Source organism: Duganella aceris, assembly GCF_011090165.1.
GTDB lineage: Bacteria > Pseudomonadota > Gammaproteobacteria > Burkholderiales > Burkholderiaceae_D > Rugamonas > Rugamonas aceris.
Map to the genome: position 1 here is coordinate 131,743 of NZ_JAADJT010000004.1, position 16,423 is coordinate 148,165.

Here is a 16,423-nt window from a genome sequence, read left to right on the forward strand (position 1 = left end):
ATGTCTAACGTAGCTATTCGTAATCTGCAGATCCAGTTGGGCGGCAACAAGGTCATCGAATCGTTGAACCTCGATGTCAAGGCGGGGGAGTTCGTGGTGCTGCTCGGCCCTTCGGGCTGCGGCAAGTCGACGCTGCTGCATTCGATCGCGGGCCTGATCGACACCACCTCCGGCCAGATCGAAATCGGCGGCAAGGACATGACCTGGGCCGATCCCAAGGATCGCGGCATCGCTTTGGTGTTCCAGTCGTACGCCTTGTATCCGACCATGAACGTGGAGGCCAATATGTCCTTCGGCCTGCGTATCAACGGCACGCCGAAGGAGGAAATCGCCCGCCGCGTCTCGCGCGCTTCGGACATGCTGCAACTGGGGCCGCTGTTGAAGCGCAAGCCGGCCAACCTGTCGGGCGGCCAGCGTCAGCGCGTGGCGATCGGCCGCGCCATCGTGCGCGAAGCGGACGTGATGCTGTTCGACGAGCCGCTGTCCAACCTGGACGCCAAGCTGCGCACCGAGCTGCGGCGCGAGTTGAAGCAGCTGCACAAGCAGCTCGGCGCGACCATGATCTACGTCACCCACGACCAGGTCGAGGCGATGACGCTGGCGCAGCGCATGGCGGTGATGAAGGGCGGGGTGGTGCAGCAGTTCGACACGCCGGCCAATATCTACAACGAGCCGGCCAATCTGTTCGTCGCCACCTTCCTCGGGTCGCCGGGCATGAACCTGTTCAAGGGTGCCATCGAGCGGCAGGGTGACCGTACGATCTTCAGCAACCAGCATATGTCGCTCGACGTGAGCGGCTATCCATTCAAGCAGCCGCTGGCCGGCAAGCACGATTGCGTGCTGGGCGTGCGGCCGGAGGACATCGACGTCGGCAATTGCGACGGCGCCGATAACGTGGTGTGCGCGTCGGTCTCGCTGGTCGAGGCCATGGGCGCGCATCGCGTGTTGTGGCTGGACTTTCACGGCACCCAGGTCGCGGGCATCGTGCAGGACCAGCAGCACATCGAGACCGATAAGGACATCAGCTTCTCGATCCGCAGCAAACGCATTTCCCTGTTTGACGGAGCCAGCGAACAGCGGCTCTAACACTGTAAGTCCGTAGTTGCCAGTCCCCGGTCCACCGCATGGACCGATGCACTCGTGCGTCTTGCGGTGGAACCGGTTCCAGTTGTGCCAAGCCCGACAAAGATCGGGCGCAGCACGCCAACTTAACTGATGGAAGAAACGAGGTAGACACAAATGAAAAAAACAATTTTAGCCTTCAGCATCGCGCAGATCGCGCTCACTTGCGGCGCGGCGTATGCGCAGCAGGCGCCGGTCCAAACCCCGGCCGCCGGCGACAGCGGCATGGAGAAGATCATCGTCACGGCCACCCGCCGCGACACGCTGGTGCAGGACACGCCGCTGGCGATCACCGCCTACACCCAGGACACGCTAGCCAACAACCAGGTCAAGGATCTGGCGACGATGACGGCGATGGTGCCGAGCCTCGTGGTCGAACCGCACAGCGACTCGGGCGGCGTGCACGTCTACATGCGCGGCGTCGGCTCGGCCAACCACACGGAGCTGGGCGATCCGGCCGTGGCGTTCTATGTGGACGGCGTGTATGTGGCGCGTCCGCAGGGCGCCACCGCGCTGATGTACGACTTGAACCACGTCGAAGTGGCGCGCGGCCCGCAGGGCACGCTGAACGGGCGTAACTCCACCGCCGGCGCGGTCAACCTGGTCTCCGGCGCGCCAAGCACCGCCAAGGTGTTCGGCTCGGCCAGCGTCACGCTGGGCGACTATCATCATATCCAGACCCAGGCCATGATGAACATCCCGCTCAGCGACGACGTCGCGCTGCGCATCGCCGCGATCAAGGACCAGCACGACGGCTACGTCAACTTCCTCAAAGGCTCCAACGTGCCTTCCGGTTCGCAGAAATACGGCGCCGGCGACCAGCAGGGCGCGCGCGCCTCGCTGCTGTGGAAGTTCACGCCCGACCTGAAGGCCACCTTCATCGCCGACTACTACAGCGACACCGGCGCCGGCAACATCTATCTGGCGGCCGAACCGAAGGCCGGACAGGATCTGCGCTCGGCGCTGATCGACACGCCCGGCACGCTGGACCAGTCCATCATCACCGGCAAGGCCAAGGTGGAATGGCGTCCGCTGGACGGCATCTCGACCCAATACCTCGGTGCGTGGAGCCGCCTGAAACGCACCAACGCCAGCGATGCCGACGCCGGTTTCTACCCTGGCTTCAAGGCCGAGAACCGCACCGAGTGGAGCCAGTTCGACAGCGTGTCGAACGAAATCCAGGTGCGTTCGGATTCGGAATCGCCGCTGCAATGGGTCGGCGGCCTGTTCTTCTTCCGCGAGAAGAACAAGGTGCGCTTCGACATCGACCGCAGCCAGATCTCCGAAGAGATGCTGGCGCAGGACATCGCCAGCGGCAGCGTGATCTTCGTGCAGCCGACCGTGGGCCAGTACGCGTCGGCGATGTCGTTCATCCAGGGCGACCGCGAGCTGCATTCGAAGGCGGTGTTCGCGCAGGCCAGCTACGATATCGATCCGCTGTGGAAGGCCACGGCCGGCGCGCGCTATACCAAGGACCACAAGTTCGACATCGGCGGCCAGAACTGGGCCTGCCCGAACTGGCCGGATAACGCGCCGCGCGGCGCCACGCTGACGCCGAGCCAGATCGCGCAGCTGGTGACGCCGGGCGTCGGCACCATCAACACCCACAACATCGGTCCGGGCGGCGTGGTGAACCAGCAGACCTGCGGCAACACCTACGGCGACAACACCGCCGATCTGGCCTACGGCCAGGCCACCTGGCTCGGTCGCGTCGAGTACAAGCCGGCCAAGGACATCCTGACCTTCGCCTCGGTGACCACCGGCTTCCACTCGCCGGCCATCGGCGACGGCGGCGCCACCACCAAGCCTGAAAAGCTGACCAGCTACGAGATCGGCTTCAAGTCGGACCTGTTCGACCGCAAGCTGTCGCTGAACCTGGACGCGTTCTGGATGAAGTACAAGGACAAGCTGGAGTCGCAGGTGGTCAACAACACGCTGCAGAACTTCAACGCGGCCGGCGCCTCGGTCAAGGGCATCGAAGCCGAGTGGAGCTATCGTCCGGGCAGCGCCGACCGTTTCACCGGCAACGCCACCTGGCTGAAGGCGCGCTACGACGACTTCCTGTCGTGCGACGTCGACGCCGCGCGCGCCAACGGCCAGTCCTGCGGCACCACCGCGCCGACCGTGAACGTCGGCGGCAGCACGCTGAAGCACGCGCCGACCTTCGCCACCACGCTGATGTACGAGCATGACTTCGACACCGGCAAGGGCCGCTTCACGCCGCGTTTGTCGGCGCACTACGAGACCGAATCGTTCGTCGGTTCGGGCGCGTTCAACAACGACGTACCGGGACATCCGGGCGTCAAGCAGCAGCAGGCATACACCACGCTGGACCTGAGCGTCCGTTACGAGCCGCGCGACAAGGCCTACACGGCCGAGCTGTTCGTCAACAACGCCACCGACAAGGAAGTGAAGTACGACGCGATCGAAGTCTGCACCCAGGTTGGCGCACCATGCCAGCCGAAGCAGCAGATCTGGGCGGCGTACTACAATAACCCGCGCACCTTCGGCGCGCGCGTGTCGATGAAGTTCTGAGCGTAGTAGAGGGGTAGTGAGTCTTTGGGCCGGCAGCGATGCCGGCCTTTTTTTTCGATACGCACCGGCTGATTGAGCCGCGCCGCAACCCGGTGAGGCGGGGTCTGACCCCGTACGGGGTCAGACCCCTGTGTGCCGCCGTGCGGGGTTAAGCGCGCGCCGAGACGGAGCCGCGTTTGGTCACCGTCACCGGAAACTCGCGCGTGATCTGGTGCTGCGTGCCGTAGCACTGGTTGAGCAGCCAGCGCACCGCGTTCTGCGTCAGCTGCCGCATCGGGATGTGCACCGACGTCAAACCCGGCGACGAGAATTCAGCCGAGTAATCGTCATCGTAGCCGATGATCGATACGTCGTCCGGCACGCGGATGCCGGCGCGGTGGAAGCACGACATCGCGCCGATCGCCATCTCGTCGTTGGCGCAGAACATGGCGGTGAAGTCGCGACCTTCGTTGATCAGCCGCTGCGCCGCGCCGAAGCCGCCTTCGCGCGAGAAGTCCGACTCGATCAGCTTGACCGCTTCGCGGGCGATGCCATGCCGCGCCAGCTCGTCGAAGAAGCCGTCGACGCGCTCCTTGTTGTCCGAGGTGCCGGAGGGTCCCGAGATCACCGCCAGCGCGCTGTGGCCCGCTTCCAGCAGCGTTTGCGCCGCCAGCTGGCCGCCGTGATAGTGGTCGGGGCAGAACGACGCCGTCTCCAGCGCCGCATGGCGGCGGTTCAGGAACGCCATCTTCGGATGCATCTTCTGCAGCATGATCAGGTCTTCGTCGTACAGATCGTGGCCCAGCACCACGATGCCGTCGCAATCGCGGCCGATCAGGAACTTGACCGCTTCGATCGCTTCGTCGCGCGGGGTGCCGTCGCCGCAGCCGGTGGCCACCACCACGTGACGGCGCATGGCGCGCAGTTCGATGTCGGTTTGTTTAAGAATGGTGCCGTAGTAGGCGCCGAAGAACGACGGCGCGAAGATGCCTATCATGCCCAGCGACTGCGCCGACAGCGAGCGGCCGATGGAGGACGGGCGGAAGTTGAGTTGTTCGATCGCGGCCTGGACTTTTTTCATCGCTTCGGCCGATACCGGGCCGGCGCCTGAGATGGCGCGCGATGCTGTCGACATGCCTACACCGGCTAGCATTGCGACGTCTTTCAGTGTTGCCACGACTTCTCCTGAACTGGGTGCTTGGCGCGCACGCTGCGTGCCACTGGGGTGACCTCTATCCTATCATGTTCTCCCTAGGGAGAATCGGGTATAATGCTCGATTGCTCGTAATTTTCATAGCGTATAAAGCTACCAATCATGCAATCGCAACCACTCACTCGTCTCCCCAAGCCAGCCATCGGCACGCCAGCACCCAAAGTGGGATTCGTCTCGCTCGGCTGTCCGAAAGCGCTGGTCGATTCCGAACAGATCCTGACCCAGCTGCGCGCTGAAGGTTACGAGACCGCCAAGTCCTACGACGGCGCCGATCTGGTCATCGTCAACACTTGCGGCTTCATCGACGCCGCCGTGCAGGAATCGCTGGACGCGATCGGCGAGGCGCTGGCCGAAAACGGCCGCGTGATCGTGACCGGCTGCCTGGGCGCGAAAAAAGACGCTCAGGGTGACGACATCATCATGAAGGTGCACCCGAAGGTGCTGGCCGTGACCGGCCCGCACGCGCTGGCCGAGGTGATGGACTCGGTCCATTTCCACCTGCCGAAACCGCACGAGCCCTTCCTCGACCTGATCCCGGCGCAAGGTATCAAGCTGACGCCGAAGCACTACGCCTACCTGAAGATCTCCGAAGGCTGCAACCACCGCTGCTCGTTCTGCATCATCCCGTCGATGCGCGGCGACCTGGTGTCGCGTCCTATCGGTGAGCTGATGCTGGAAGCGGAAAACCTGTTCAAGTCCGGCGTCAAGGAACTGCTGGTGATCTCGCAGGACACCTCGGCCTACGGCGTCGACGTCAAGTTCCGCACCGGCTTCTGGAACGGCCGTCCGATCAAGACCCACATGACGCAGCTGATGGAAGCGCTGGGCGAGCTGGCCAAGGCGCACGGCGCATGGGTGCGCATGCACTACGTGTATCCATACCCGCACGTCGACCAGGTGATCCCGATGATGGGTGAGCATATCCTGCCGTATCTGGACATCCCGATGCAGCACGCGCACCCGGATGTGCTGAAGCGCATGAAGCGCCCAGCCAGCGGCGAGAAGAACCTGGACCGCATCCTGGCCTGGCGCAAGATGAACCCGGACCTGACCATCCGTTCGACCTTCATCGCCGGCTTCCCTGGCGAGACCGAAGCGGAATTCGAATACCTGCTGGACTTCCTGAAGGAAGCGCAGATCGACCGCCTGGGTTGCTTCGCCTACTCGCCGGTGGAAGGCGCGACCGCCAACGAACTGGCCAACCCGGTGCCGGAAGAAGTGCGCGAAGAGCGTCGCGGCCGCGTCATGCTGCTGCAAGAAGAGATCTCGAAAGCGCGTCTGAAGGCCAAGGTCGGCAAGACCGTGCGCGTGCTGATCGATGAAGTCAACCGCAGCGGCGGTGTCGGTCGCTCCAGCGCCGACGCGCCGGAAATCGACGGCGTGGTCTACGTCAAGCCGCCGTACGAGCCGCACAAGAAGCTGGCCGTCGGCCAGTTCGTCGATGTGAAGATCACCACCTCCGACGCCCACGACTTGTGGGGCGAGGCGCTGTAAAATGAAGGCGGACTTGATGTCCGCCTTTTTTTCGTCCAATAAAAAATCATGACCATCAAAAAATCCCCGCAAACCGCTCTGATACACACCGACTACCAGGCGCCGGAAGGCTTCGCCGCGTTCCCAAGCGCGATCCACCACGCCTCCACGGTGCTGTTCAAGAACGTCGCGGCCATGCGCTCCGGCGATTGGAAAGAGAAGAACGCCTATACCTACGGCCTGCACGGCACGCCGACCACCTTCACGCTGGAAGCGCGCCTGGCCGAGATCGAGGGCGGCAAGTTCTGCCTGCTGGCGCCGAGCGGCCTGGCCGCCATCGCCATGGTCGATTTCGCGTTGCTGAAAAGCGGCGACGACGTGCTGTTGCCGGACAACGTCTACAATCCCAATCGCGAGCTGGGACGCTGGCTGTCGGCCGATTACGGCATCACCGCGCGCTACTGCGATCCGCTGATCGGCGCCGGCATCGCTGAGCTGATCCAGCCGAACACAAAGCTGATCTGGACCGAGGCGCCAGGTTCGGTGTCGATGGAAGTGCCGGACCTGCCGGCCATTTGCAAGGCGGCGCACGAGCGCGGCGTGCTGGTCGCGCTGGACAACACCTGGTCGGCCGGCCTGGCGCTGCGCGCTTTCGACCTCGGGGTCGACATCAGCATGCAGGCGCTGACCAAGTATCAGTCCGGCGGATCGGACGTGCTGATGGGCGCCGTCATCACCCGCGACCGCGCGCTGCACGACCGTATCAGCCTGTCGCATATGCGGCTCGGCATGGGCGTCGGCGCGGACGATGCTTATCTGGTGTCGCGCGGCCTGCCGACCATGCGTCTGCGCTTCGACGCGCACGACGCGGCGGCGCGCAAGCTGGCGGCGTGGCTGCAGGCGCGGCCTGAGATCACCAAAGTGCTGCATCCCGCGTTCACCGATTGTCCCGGCCACGAGACCTGGAAGCGCGACTTCAGCGGCGCCGGGGGCCTGTTCTCGGTGCTGTTCGACGAACGCTACACCGAGGCGCAGACCGACCGCTTCGTCGACTCGCTCAATCTGTTCAAGATCGGCTATAGCTGGGGCGGCGCCAACAGCCTGGTGATGCCGTACCGGATCCAGCACATGCGCAAGGACTGGCAGGACAAGGGCGTCCTGGTTCGCTTCAACGTCGGGCTGGAGGACATCAACGATCTGATCGCCGACATCGAGCGCGCGCTGGGAGCGATGCAATGAGCCGCTTCTGGAGCGATGTGGTCCACGGCCTGACGCCATACACGCCGGGCGAGCAGGTGCAGATTCCCGGCTTGATCAAACTCAACACCAACGAAAATCCATACGGACCGTCGCCGAAAGCGATGGCGGCGATGCAGGCGGCGCTCAACGACGGGCTGCGCAAGTATTCGGACCCGAACAGTACCGCCGTCAAGGACGCTGTGGCGAGGCGCTTCGGCCTGACGCGCGAACAGGTCTTCGTCGGCAACAGCTCGGACGAGGTGCTGGCGCATACCTTCCACGCGCTGCTCAAGCACGAGCTGCCGCTGCTCAGCCCCGACATCAGCTACAGCTTCTATCCGACCTATTGCAGCTTGTATGGCATCGAGGCGGTGCAGGTGCCGTTGAACGAACGCTTCGAAATCGATATAAACGATTACGCTCGGCCGTGCGGCGCCATCATCCTCGCCAATCCGAACGCGCCGACCGGCATCGCGCTGCCGCTGGAGCGCATCGAGGCGCTGCTGGCCGCGCATCCGGATCAGGTGGTGGTGATCGACGAAGCCTATGTGGACTTCGGCGCCGACAGCGCTATCGCGCTGCTGGGCCGCCACGACAACCTGCTGGTGATCCAGACGCTGTCCAAATCACGCTCGCTGGCGGGGCTGCGCGTTGGCTTCGCGGTCGGCCATCCGGACCTGATCGCGGGGCTGGAGCGGGTCAAGAACAGTTTCAATTGCTATCCGCTGGGGCAGGTGGCGCAGGCCGGCGCGGTGGCCGCGATCGACGACGTGGCCTACATGGAGCAGACCTCGCAAGCCATCATCGCCTCGCGCGCGTGGCTGACGGCGCAGATGGCGGCGCTGGGCTTCGAGACGCTGCCGTCGCACGCCAACTTCATCTTCACGCGTCATCCGCAGCACGACGGCGCGACGCTGGCGGCGGCGTTGCGCGAGCGGGCGATCCTGGTGCGGCATTTCAAGGCGGTGCGTATCGATCAGTTCCTGCGCATCTCCATCGGCACCGACGAAGAGTGCGCGCGATTGGTAGAGGTTCTGCGCGACATTCTCTGATATACTGTATGAAAACACAGTATATCGAGGCGACGCATGGAATTGACGGACAAGCTGGAAATCCTCGCCGACGCGGCCAAGTATGACGCGTCGTGCGCCAGCAGCGGGGCGCCGAAGCGCAATTCCATCGGCAAGGACGGCTTCGGCGCGACCACCGGCATGGGCATTTGTCATAGCTACACGCCGGACGGCCGGTGCGTGTCGCTGCTCAAGGTGCTGCTGACTAATTACTGTCTGTACGATTGCCAGTATTGCGTCAACCGCCGCACGTCGAACGTGCCGCGTGCGCGCTTCACGGTGGCGGAGGTGGTCAAGCTGACCACCGATTTCTATCTCCGCAATTACATCGATGGCTTGTTCCTCAGCTCCGGCATCATCCAGTCGGCGGACTACACGATGGAGCAGCTGGTGCAGGTCGCGCGCGAGCTGCGCGAGGTGCACAAGTTTCGCGGCTATATCCACCTGAAGACCATACCCGACGCCGATCCTGCGCTGATCGAGGCGGCGGGACGCTATGCGGACCGGCTCAGCGTCAACATCGAGCTGCCGACGCAGGATAGCGTGCAAAAGCTGGCGCCGGAAAAGAGCGTTCACACGATCAAGCTGGCGATGGGTTCGATCCGGCGCAAGCTGGATGAGAAGGCGGAGGAGCCCAAGTCGCCGCGCTTCGCGCCGGCCGGGCAGAGCACGCAGATGATCGTGGGCGCGGACGCCAGCGACGATCAGCAGATTCTCAGCACCGCCGAGACGCTCTACGGCAGCTATAAACTCAAGCGCGTTTATTATTCGGCCTTCAGCCCGATCCCGCAAAGCCCGAAGAGCGTGCCGCTGGCGCCGCCGCCGATGTTGCGCGAGCATCGTCTGTATCAGGCTGATTTCCTGTTGCGCAGCTATGGCTTCCAGGCCAGCGAGCTGTTGCCAGCCAGCGGCGGCAACCTGGCGCTCGACATCGATCCGAAGCTGGCGTGGGCGTTGGCGCATCGCGAGCACTTTCCGATGGATCTCAACCGTGCGGAGGAGCACATGATCGCGCGCGTGCCGGGCATCGGCTTGCGCAACGCGCAGCGTATTGTCGACTTGCGGCGGTTGCGGCAGGTGCGGTATGCGGATCTCTCGCGGCTGAGGTGCAGCATGAAGAAGATATCGCCATTCATCGTCACCGCCGATTATTTTCCGGCGCGCGACACCACGCCGTCCGAGCATCTGCGCAAGGCGATGGCCGACGCGCCGCAGCAGATGAATTTGTGGCCGGAGTTGCAGTCGGCATGAACGCGCGGTTGGTGCAATCATTCGACGAGTGGCGCGCGGCGACACGCGAATTTATCGCGCGCCGCGTGCCGCCGGAATCCGTAGAATGGTCGTCGCAGGACGGCGACGGCGATTTGTTCTCGTCCGCCCTGGCGCAGCCGCGCGACGCCGATCCTGCGTCTGCGTCTGCGTCTGCGTCTGCATCCGCGCCCGTCGACGACGCCACTACTGTCGCTGGCGCTGGCGCTTGCGCTGCCGCCGAGACCGGGATGACCGCCGCTGACGGCGCTGCGCCGGCCTTCCGCCTGCCGCGCCAGCTAATGGAATTGCTGGAAGCCGCCGCCTGCTTCAGCGCCGCCGACCGCTGGGCGTTCCTGTACAAAGTGGTCTGGCGCTGGCAGCTTGGCGAACATGACGTCATCTCGCCCGCCGACCCGGACGGCTCGCGGCTGCACGGCATGGTCAAAGCCGTCCACCGCGAGGAACACGATATGCACGCCTATGTCCGATTCCGCGAACGCAACGAAGCCGACGGCGCACCGCGCTTCGTGGCCTGGTTCGAACCCACGCACAACGTGCTGCCGCAAGTCGCCCGCCACTTCGCCCGCCGCATGGGCAATATCAGCTGGATGATCGCCACCCCGACAGCCACGATGATGTGGGACGGCGAAACCCTGCACGCCGGCCCGGCCCTGATGCGCGGCGCGGCCGACATCGACGACGCCGGCGAAGCACTCTGGCTGACCTACTACCGCAGCATCTTCAACCCCGCCCGCCTGAACGCGGACCTGCTGCGCAGCCACATCCCATCGCGCTTCTGGAAAAACCTGCCCGAAGGCGCCATCGTCCCGGCCATGGTCAGCGCCGCCGCGAACGGCGAGCGCCGCACCGGCCAGACCGAAACCGTCGGCCGCCGCAGCGGCGCCACCACCATCCCGATCAGCGCCGAACGCGCGCAGCCGGAGCGCGACGAACCGACCACGCTGGACCAGTGCCGCCGCTGCGAGCTATGGAAGAACGCCACGCAGGCGGTGCCCGGCGTCGGCTCGGAGAAGGCGCGCATCATGCTGGTCGGCGAGCAGCCGGGCGACCAGGAGGATCTGGCGGGCTTGCCGTTCGTCGGCCCCGCCGGCGCGGTGCTGGAACGGGCGATGAAGGAAGCGGGCGTCCAGCGCGACAGCATCTACCTGACCAACGCCGTGAAGCATTTCAAATGGGAGCTGCGCGGCAAACGCCGTCTGCACAAGACGCCGGCGCAGCGCGAGATCAGCGCCTGTCACGTGTGGCTGGAAGAGGAAATGGCGCGCGTCAAGCCGGAGGTGATCGTCGCGCTGGGAAGCACCGCGCTGAAGTCCATCCTGCAGGACGGCTCGGCGACGATGAAATCGGTGATGGACGCGCCATTGCAGCACGACGGGCGGTGGGTGGTCACGGTCTACCACCCGTCATATGTGCTGCGCGCCCCGGATGAGGCGACCCGGCAGCAAGCCTACAACGTGATCGTCGAAGGCCTGCGCCAGGCGCGCAAACTGCTGGGCGATTAGATGGCGGCGGCCTCGTTGCGGTTCAAGCGCACGATGCCGCTGATCAGGCGGTAAGCCTTCCACACCCAAGCGCCCAGCCACACCAGGTAGGCCACCGGGATCAGGATAAAGGTCGCGAACAGCGCCGCGCCGACCACGATCCATACCACATACCACCAGAACGATCGTATCATCCAGGTGTGATGGCTATGGACGAAAGTGCCCTCGGTGCTCGGCCGTTGCACATAATTGAGCACCAGCGGGATCACCGAGAACAGCCCCAGCGAAAATACGAAGCTGACGGCGTGAATAATGTAGAGCCACCATGCGGTGGTCTTGCCCGATTCCAGGCGGGAGTCCAAAACCAGTTCCTGAGACATGGCGTTTCCTTCATCGTTACGAATTTGATCACATTATAGCAACGACGTTCCTGCCGCGTCGCACTATAAGGTGCGGCGCAAGAACTCCAGCACGTCGGCGAAAAAGGCCGGCTGCATCGCAACCCGATCGAATCCCGGGGGATCCTGCGACGGAGGGAAATTCGGCCGGTCCAGCTCCGGCGGGAACTTGCTCATGAAGGAGAAATGGCCTGCGCCGGCGACATCCTTGTGTTCCACCAGTGCCGGATCGGCGACGCCGTCGATGACGTTGCGCGCATGTTCGATCGGTGCGAGCAGATCCTTCTCCCCGGTGCGCATCAGGATCGGCAAGCGCACCGCGCGCAGCGACTCGCCGACAAACCACGGCGTGGCGGGATTCAGCAGCACCAGCGCGCGCACCCGCGCGTCCGGCGTCACCGGCACCAGCGACGGGGCAGCGCCCTTGTGCTCATGGGGGCCGGTCCATGGCAGGCCGCCGGCCACCGCCAGCGCCGTGTAGCCGCCGATCGAATGGCCGATGACGGCCACGCCGTTCGCCGCCACATGCGCCTTCAGCACCGGATCCGCCAGCACCGCATCGATGCTCAGCGAAATATGGCGCGGCCGGTTGGCCAAGTTGGCGGCGGTGCCTGCCAGCGAATTGTCGTTGCGGGTATTGCCGGTGTGCGCCGGCAGCGCGACCACGAATCCGGCCCGCACCAGGTGCTTGGCCAGATCCCGATAGCCCCAAGGCGTGCCCGAATTGCCATGCGAGATGACCACCAGCGGCCACACGCCGTCCAGCGCCGGCGCATCGCGCGCCACTTCCAGCGAATAGGGACCAAAATGCTCGACGCTCTCCGCGCCCAGCGCCGGATACAGCACCGCCAGCGGAATCACCGCCTGTTGAACACCATCCTGGACTTCGAGCAAACGACAACCGCAGCTTGGATTCATTCTGGTTAGCCCATAAAATATAATGTGATGATTATAAGGAGGTTCACCCATGAGTAAGCAAGTCTCGGTGCTATTTGTCTGCATGGGGAATATCTGCCGTTCGCCGACGGCCGAAGGCGTGTTCCGCCACCGCGCGGCCAAGGCGGGACTGGACGACTATTTCGTCATCGACTCCGCCGGCACCCACGGCTATCACGTCGGCGAACCGCCCGACGCGCGCTCGATGGAGTTCGCGGCCAAGCGCGGCTACGATCTGTCGGCGCAGCGTTCGCGCAAGGTCGCGGCAAGCGACTTCGAAAAATTCGACCACGTGCTGGCAATGGACCACGACAATCTGCGCCTGCTGGAAGAGGTATGCCCGCCGCAGCACCGGCACAAGCTCGGCTTGTTCATGGCGCACGCCGGCAACAGCGCATCGGACGTGGTGCCGGACCCGTACTATGGCGGCGGCAAAGGCTTCGACCTGGTGCTCGACTATATCGAAGACGCCTCCGACGGCCTGATCGCAGCGCTGCGGACCAAGCGATATGGCGCTGAATAACCTGCTGAGACGCCTCGACCTGACCACCCTGCAGCTGTTCCTCGCGATCCACGAAGAGGGCACGCTGACCAAGGCCGCCGAGCGCGAGGCGATCGCCGTGTCGGCCGCCAGCAAGCGGCTGCTGGAACTGGAACAGGCGATCGGCGTGGCGCTGTTCGTGCGCAAGGCGCGCGGCATGGACCTGACGCCGGCCGGCGAAACGCTGTTGACGCACGCGCGCCGCATGCTGCTCAGCGTCGAGAAAATCGGCCTGGAGCTAGCCGAACATGCGCAGGGCGTGCGCGGCTACGTGCGCATGGTCGCCAACCTGTCGGGCATCGTGCAGTTTTTGCCGGAAGACTTGCGCGCCTTCCTGCACCAGCATGAACAGGTCAAGCTGGACCTGGAGGAGCGCACCAGCGGCAACGTGGTCAAGGGCGTCGAGGACAGCTGGGCCGACATCGGCATCTGCTCAGGCCATGTCGAGACGCGCGACCTGCACGTCGAGCTTTATCGCCGCGACCAGCTGGTGCTGGTGATGCGCGCCGATCATCCGCTTGCCGCACGGGGCAGCGCGGTCTTCGCCGAGACGCTGGACTACGAGCATGTCGGGCTGCACACCGACAGCTCGATCAACTCGCGCAGTCATGTGGCCTCGCGCGCCGCCGGCAAGGCGCTGAAGATGCGCATCCACGTGCCGGGCTTCGACGCGGTGTGCCGCATGGCGCAGGTGGGCATGGGGCTGGGGCTGATACCGCATGACGTCTACACCGCCATCGGCCGCCCGCTTGGGCTGGTCGCGGTGCCGCTGGAGGATGAGTGGTCGCGGCGCGAGCTGAAAATCGTGGTGCGCGATCCGGCCGGCCTGTCGCCGGCGACGCAGGCGCTGTTCCAGCATCTGCGCGGCGCGGAGGCGCGCGCCGGCGCAGCCGCCGTCTGAGCGTTCGCTTTTCGCGAACGCTCGTCGCGGATTTGCGGTTGGACGCGCGGCTTGCGCTTTCATATCCTGTCACTCATAAGATTAACGACAGGAGACAGTCATGAGTGGACCGCTCAAAGGAATACGCGTCATTGAAATCGGCACCCTGATCGCCGCGCCATTCGCCGCGCGGCTGATGGCCGAATTCGGCGCCGAAGTGATCAAGATCGAGGCGCCGGGCGACGGCGACCCGATACGCAAATGGCGCAAGCTGCACGAGGGTACCTCGCTGTGGTGGTATCTACAGTCGCGCAACAAGAAATCGATCGCTGTCAATCTGAAGTCGGCGGAGGGCATCGACATCATCCGCCAACTGGCCTGCAACGCCGACGTGCTGATCGAGAACCTGAAGCCGGGCGCGATGGAAAAACTCGGCCTGGGCTGGGACGTGCTGCACGAACTGAATCCCAAGCTGACCATGGTGCGCATTTCCGGCTATGGCCAGACCGGCCCATACAAGGAGCGCCCTGGCTTCGGCGCCATCGGCGAGGCGATGGGCGGGATCCGCTACACCACCGGCGAACCGGATCGCGCGCCGGCCCGCGCCGGCATCAGTTTGGGCGACTCGCTGGCGTCGCTGCATGCGGTGATGGGGGCGTTGATGTCGCTGTTGCGCGTCAAGAGCGGGCAGGGCGCAGGGCAGGTGGTGGATGTGTCGCTGGTCGAAAGCGTCTTCAATCTGATGGAGAGCCTGGTGCCGGAGTACGACCTGCTCGGCCACGTGCGCGAACGCAGCGGCGGCGCCTTGCCGGGCATCGCTCCGTCGAATACCTATCCGACCCGTGACGGCGCCTACATCGTCATCGCCGGCAACAGCAATCCGATCTTCAAGCGGCTGATGCAGGCCATCGGCCGCGCCGATTTGGCCGACGATCCGCAGTTCGCGCACAACGACGGCCGCGTGGCGCGCGTCGCGCTGCTCGATGCGGCCATCGCCGGCTGGACTTCGTCGTTGCCGATCGCCGAAGCGCTGGCGCGGCTGGAGGAAGCGGGCGTGCCGGCGGGGCGTATCTATTCGGCCGCCGACATCGTCACCGATCCGCATTACCTGGCGCGGGATATGGTGCTACAGGCTGAATTGCCGGGCGGCGTGCAGGTCAAGATGCCGGGCATCGTGCCGAAACTGTCGGAGACGCCGGGCGAGATTCATTGGCAAGGTCCGGCGCTGGGGCAGCATACCGCGTCGGTGCTGGCGGAACTAGGCATGACGGCGGCGCACATCGCGCAGCTGCAACAGCAAGGAGTGGTGCAATGAGCGGCCGTTTGATCGTCCAGGAAGTGTCGCCGCGCGACGGGCTTCAAATCGAACCGGTGTGGGTGCCGACCGACGACAAGGTGAAGCTGATCGACGGCCTTTCCGGCGCGGGCTTCACGCGTATCGAGGCAGGTTCCTTCGTTTCGCCGAAGGCAATACCGGCGCTGCGCGACGGCGCCGAGGTGTTTTCGCGTATCCGGCGCGCGCCGGGCGTGATTTATGTCGCGCTGATCCCCAACCTGAAAGGGGCGCAGCGCGCGCTCGATGCGCAAGCCGACGAACTGAATCTGGTGCTGTCGGCCAGCCACGCGCACAACCGCGCCAACATGGGCATGACGGTCGAGGATTCGCTGGCCGCCTTCGACAGCATCGTGGCGCTGGCGGCGGACCGCAGCGACGTATCGCTGAACGGCACGGTGGCCACGGCCTTCGGCTGCCCGTTCCAGGGCAGCATCGACGAAGACCGCGTGCTGTCGCTGGTCGAGCGCTATCTGGCGCTGGGCATCACCGGCATCACACTGGCCGACACCACCGGCATGGCCAACCCGCGCCAGGTGGCGCGGCTGGTCGGCAAGGTGCTGGAGCGCGTCTCACCGCAGGCGTTGACGCTGCACTTCCACAACACGCGCGGCCTGGGCCTGGCCAACGTGCTGGCCGCCTACGACGTCGGCGCGCGCCGCTTCGACGCCGCGCTGGGCGGCCTCGGTGGCTGCCCTTTCGCGCCCGGCGCCTCGGGTAACATCTGCACCGAGGATCTGGTGAACATGTGCGACGAGATGGGCATCGAAACCGGCATCGATCTGCCGCTGCTGATCGAACTGTCGCGCGGCCTGCCGCAATTGCTGGGGCACGAGACGGCGGGGCAGGTGGCCAAGGCGGGCCGCAACTGCGACCTGCATCCAATACCGGCCTGACCCGCCATCCTCAATCTAATAAAACCGGCGCCACGCAGCGCCGGGTATGGAGACT

Annotated in this window: 14 protein-coding genes; 11 read left to right on the forward strand and 3 right to left on the reverse strand. The window is 64.8% G+C overall.

The window, feature by feature from the left end:
* Together GW587_RS10205 and GW587_RS10210 are read left to right on the forward strand one after the other, a co-directional pair.
* A complete protein-coding gene (locus GW587_RS10205) occupies window positions 1-1,086 on the forward strand; it encodes an ABC transporter ATP-binding protein (RefSeq protein WP_166101968.1) in 1,086 nt (361 codons plus the stop codon).
* A 153-nt stretch (window positions 1,087-1,239) separates the two neighbouring features.
* On the forward strand, window positions 1,240-3,657 hold the full coding sequence (locus tag GW587_RS10210) for a TonB-dependent receptor (RefSeq protein ID WP_166101971.1): 2,418 nt from the start codon (window positions 1,240-1,242) through the stop codon (window positions 3,655-3,657).
* A gap of 148 nt (window positions 3,658-3,805) precedes the next feature.
* Here GW587_RS10210 and GW587_RS10215 read toward each other — a convergent pair whose 3' ends face one another.
* Window positions 3,806-4,813 (reverse strand): LacI family DNA-binding transcriptional regulator, encoded by a 1,008-nt coding sequence (locus GW587_RS10215; protein ID WP_166101973.1) that lies wholly within the window; start codon window positions 4,811-4,813, stop codon window positions 3,806-3,808.
* 138 nt (window positions 4,814-4,951) lie between these two features.
* On the opposite strand from GW587_RS10215, the gene rimO reads away from it, so the two are divergent.
* From rimO to GW587_RS10240, 5 genes are read left to right on the forward strand one after another with little or no spacing between them, the layout of a single operon-like run.
* Window positions 4,952-6,343 carry a 30S ribosomal protein S12 methylthiotransferase RimO gene (gene rimO / locus GW587_RS10220; protein ID WP_166101975.1) on the forward strand — a complete coding sequence of 464 codons (1,392 nt, stop codon included), beginning with the start codon at window positions 4,952-4,954 and terminating at the stop codon, window positions 6,341-6,343.
* 48 nt (window positions 6,344-6,391) lie between these two features.
* Entirely contained in the window at window positions 6,392-7,561 is a 1,170-nt protein-coding gene (locus GW587_RS10225) for a cystathionine beta-lyase (RefSeq protein WP_166101978.1), read from the forward strand.
* On the forward strand, window positions 7,558-8,613 hold the full coding sequence (gene hisC / locus GW587_RS10230; protein ID WP_166101981.1) for a histidinol-phosphate transaminase: 1,056 nt from the start codon (window positions 7,558-7,560) through the stop codon (window positions 8,611-8,613). Before GW587_RS10225 ends, hisC begins: the two co-directional genes overlap by 4 nt.
* Before the next feature lie 36 nt (window positions 8,614-8,649).
* Window positions 8,650-9,882: a putative DNA modification/repair radical SAM protein gene (locus GW587_RS10235; RefSeq protein WP_166101984.1), complete on the forward strand. Its 1,233-nt coding sequence runs from the start codon at window positions 8,650-8,652 to the stop codon at window positions 9,880-9,882.
* Window positions 9,879-11,405 (forward strand): UdgX family uracil-DNA binding protein, encoded by a 1,527-nt coding sequence (locus GW587_RS10240; RefSeq protein ID WP_166101987.1) that lies wholly within the window; start codon window positions 9,879-9,881, stop codon window positions 11,403-11,405. The genes GW587_RS10235 and GW587_RS10240 overlap by 4 nt, the downstream gene beginning before the upstream one ends.
* Here the strand turns inward: GW587_RS10240 and GW587_RS10245 are convergent.
* Entirely contained in the window at window positions 11,402-11,764 is a 363-nt protein-coding gene (locus GW587_RS10245) for a DUF4870 family protein (protein ID WP_166101989.1), read from the reverse strand. The genes GW587_RS10240 and GW587_RS10245 overlap by 4 nt on opposite strands.
* A gap of 63 nt (window positions 11,765-11,827) precedes the next feature.
* Window positions 11,828-12,700 carry an alpha/beta hydrolase family protein gene (locus GW587_RS10250; protein ID WP_166101992.1) on the reverse strand — a complete coding sequence of 291 codons (873 nt, stop codon included), beginning with the start codon at window positions 12,698-12,700 and terminating at the stop codon, window positions 11,828-11,830.
* Between the two features lie 49 nt (window positions 12,701-12,749).
* Here GW587_RS10250 and GW587_RS10255 point away from each other — a divergent pair, with 49 nt between their 5' ends.
* The 4 genes from GW587_RS10255 to GW587_RS10270 all read left to right on the forward strand — a co-directional run bounded on the left by GW587_RS10255 (window position 12,750) and on the right by GW587_RS10270 (window position 16,368).
* Window positions 12,750-13,241: a low molecular weight protein-tyrosine-phosphatase gene (locus GW587_RS10255; RefSeq protein WP_166101995.1), complete on the forward strand. Its 492-nt coding sequence runs from the start codon at window positions 12,750-12,752 to the stop codon at window positions 13,239-13,241.
* Window positions 13,228-14,160 (forward strand): LysR family transcriptional regulator, encoded by a 933-nt coding sequence (locus GW587_RS10260; RefSeq protein ID WP_166101998.1) that lies wholly within the window; start codon window positions 13,228-13,230, stop codon window positions 14,158-14,160. Before GW587_RS10255 ends, GW587_RS10260 begins: the two co-directional genes overlap by 14 nt.
* Before the next feature lie 100 nt (window positions 14,161-14,260).
* Window positions 14,261-15,454 (forward strand): CaiB/BaiF CoA transferase family protein, encoded by a 1,194-nt coding sequence (locus GW587_RS10265; protein WP_166102001.1) that lies wholly within the window; start codon window positions 14,261-14,263, stop codon window positions 15,452-15,454.
* The gene (locus GW587_RS10270; RefSeq protein WP_166102003.1) at window positions 15,451-16,368 is read left to right on the forward strand and encodes a hydroxymethylglutaryl-CoA lyase; all 918 of its coding nucleotides are present in this window, start codon (window positions 15,451-15,453) and stop codon (window positions 16,366-16,368) included. The genes GW587_RS10265 and GW587_RS10270 overlap by 4 nt, the downstream gene beginning before the upstream one ends.
* Window positions 16,369-16,423 lie beyond the last annotated feature (55 nt).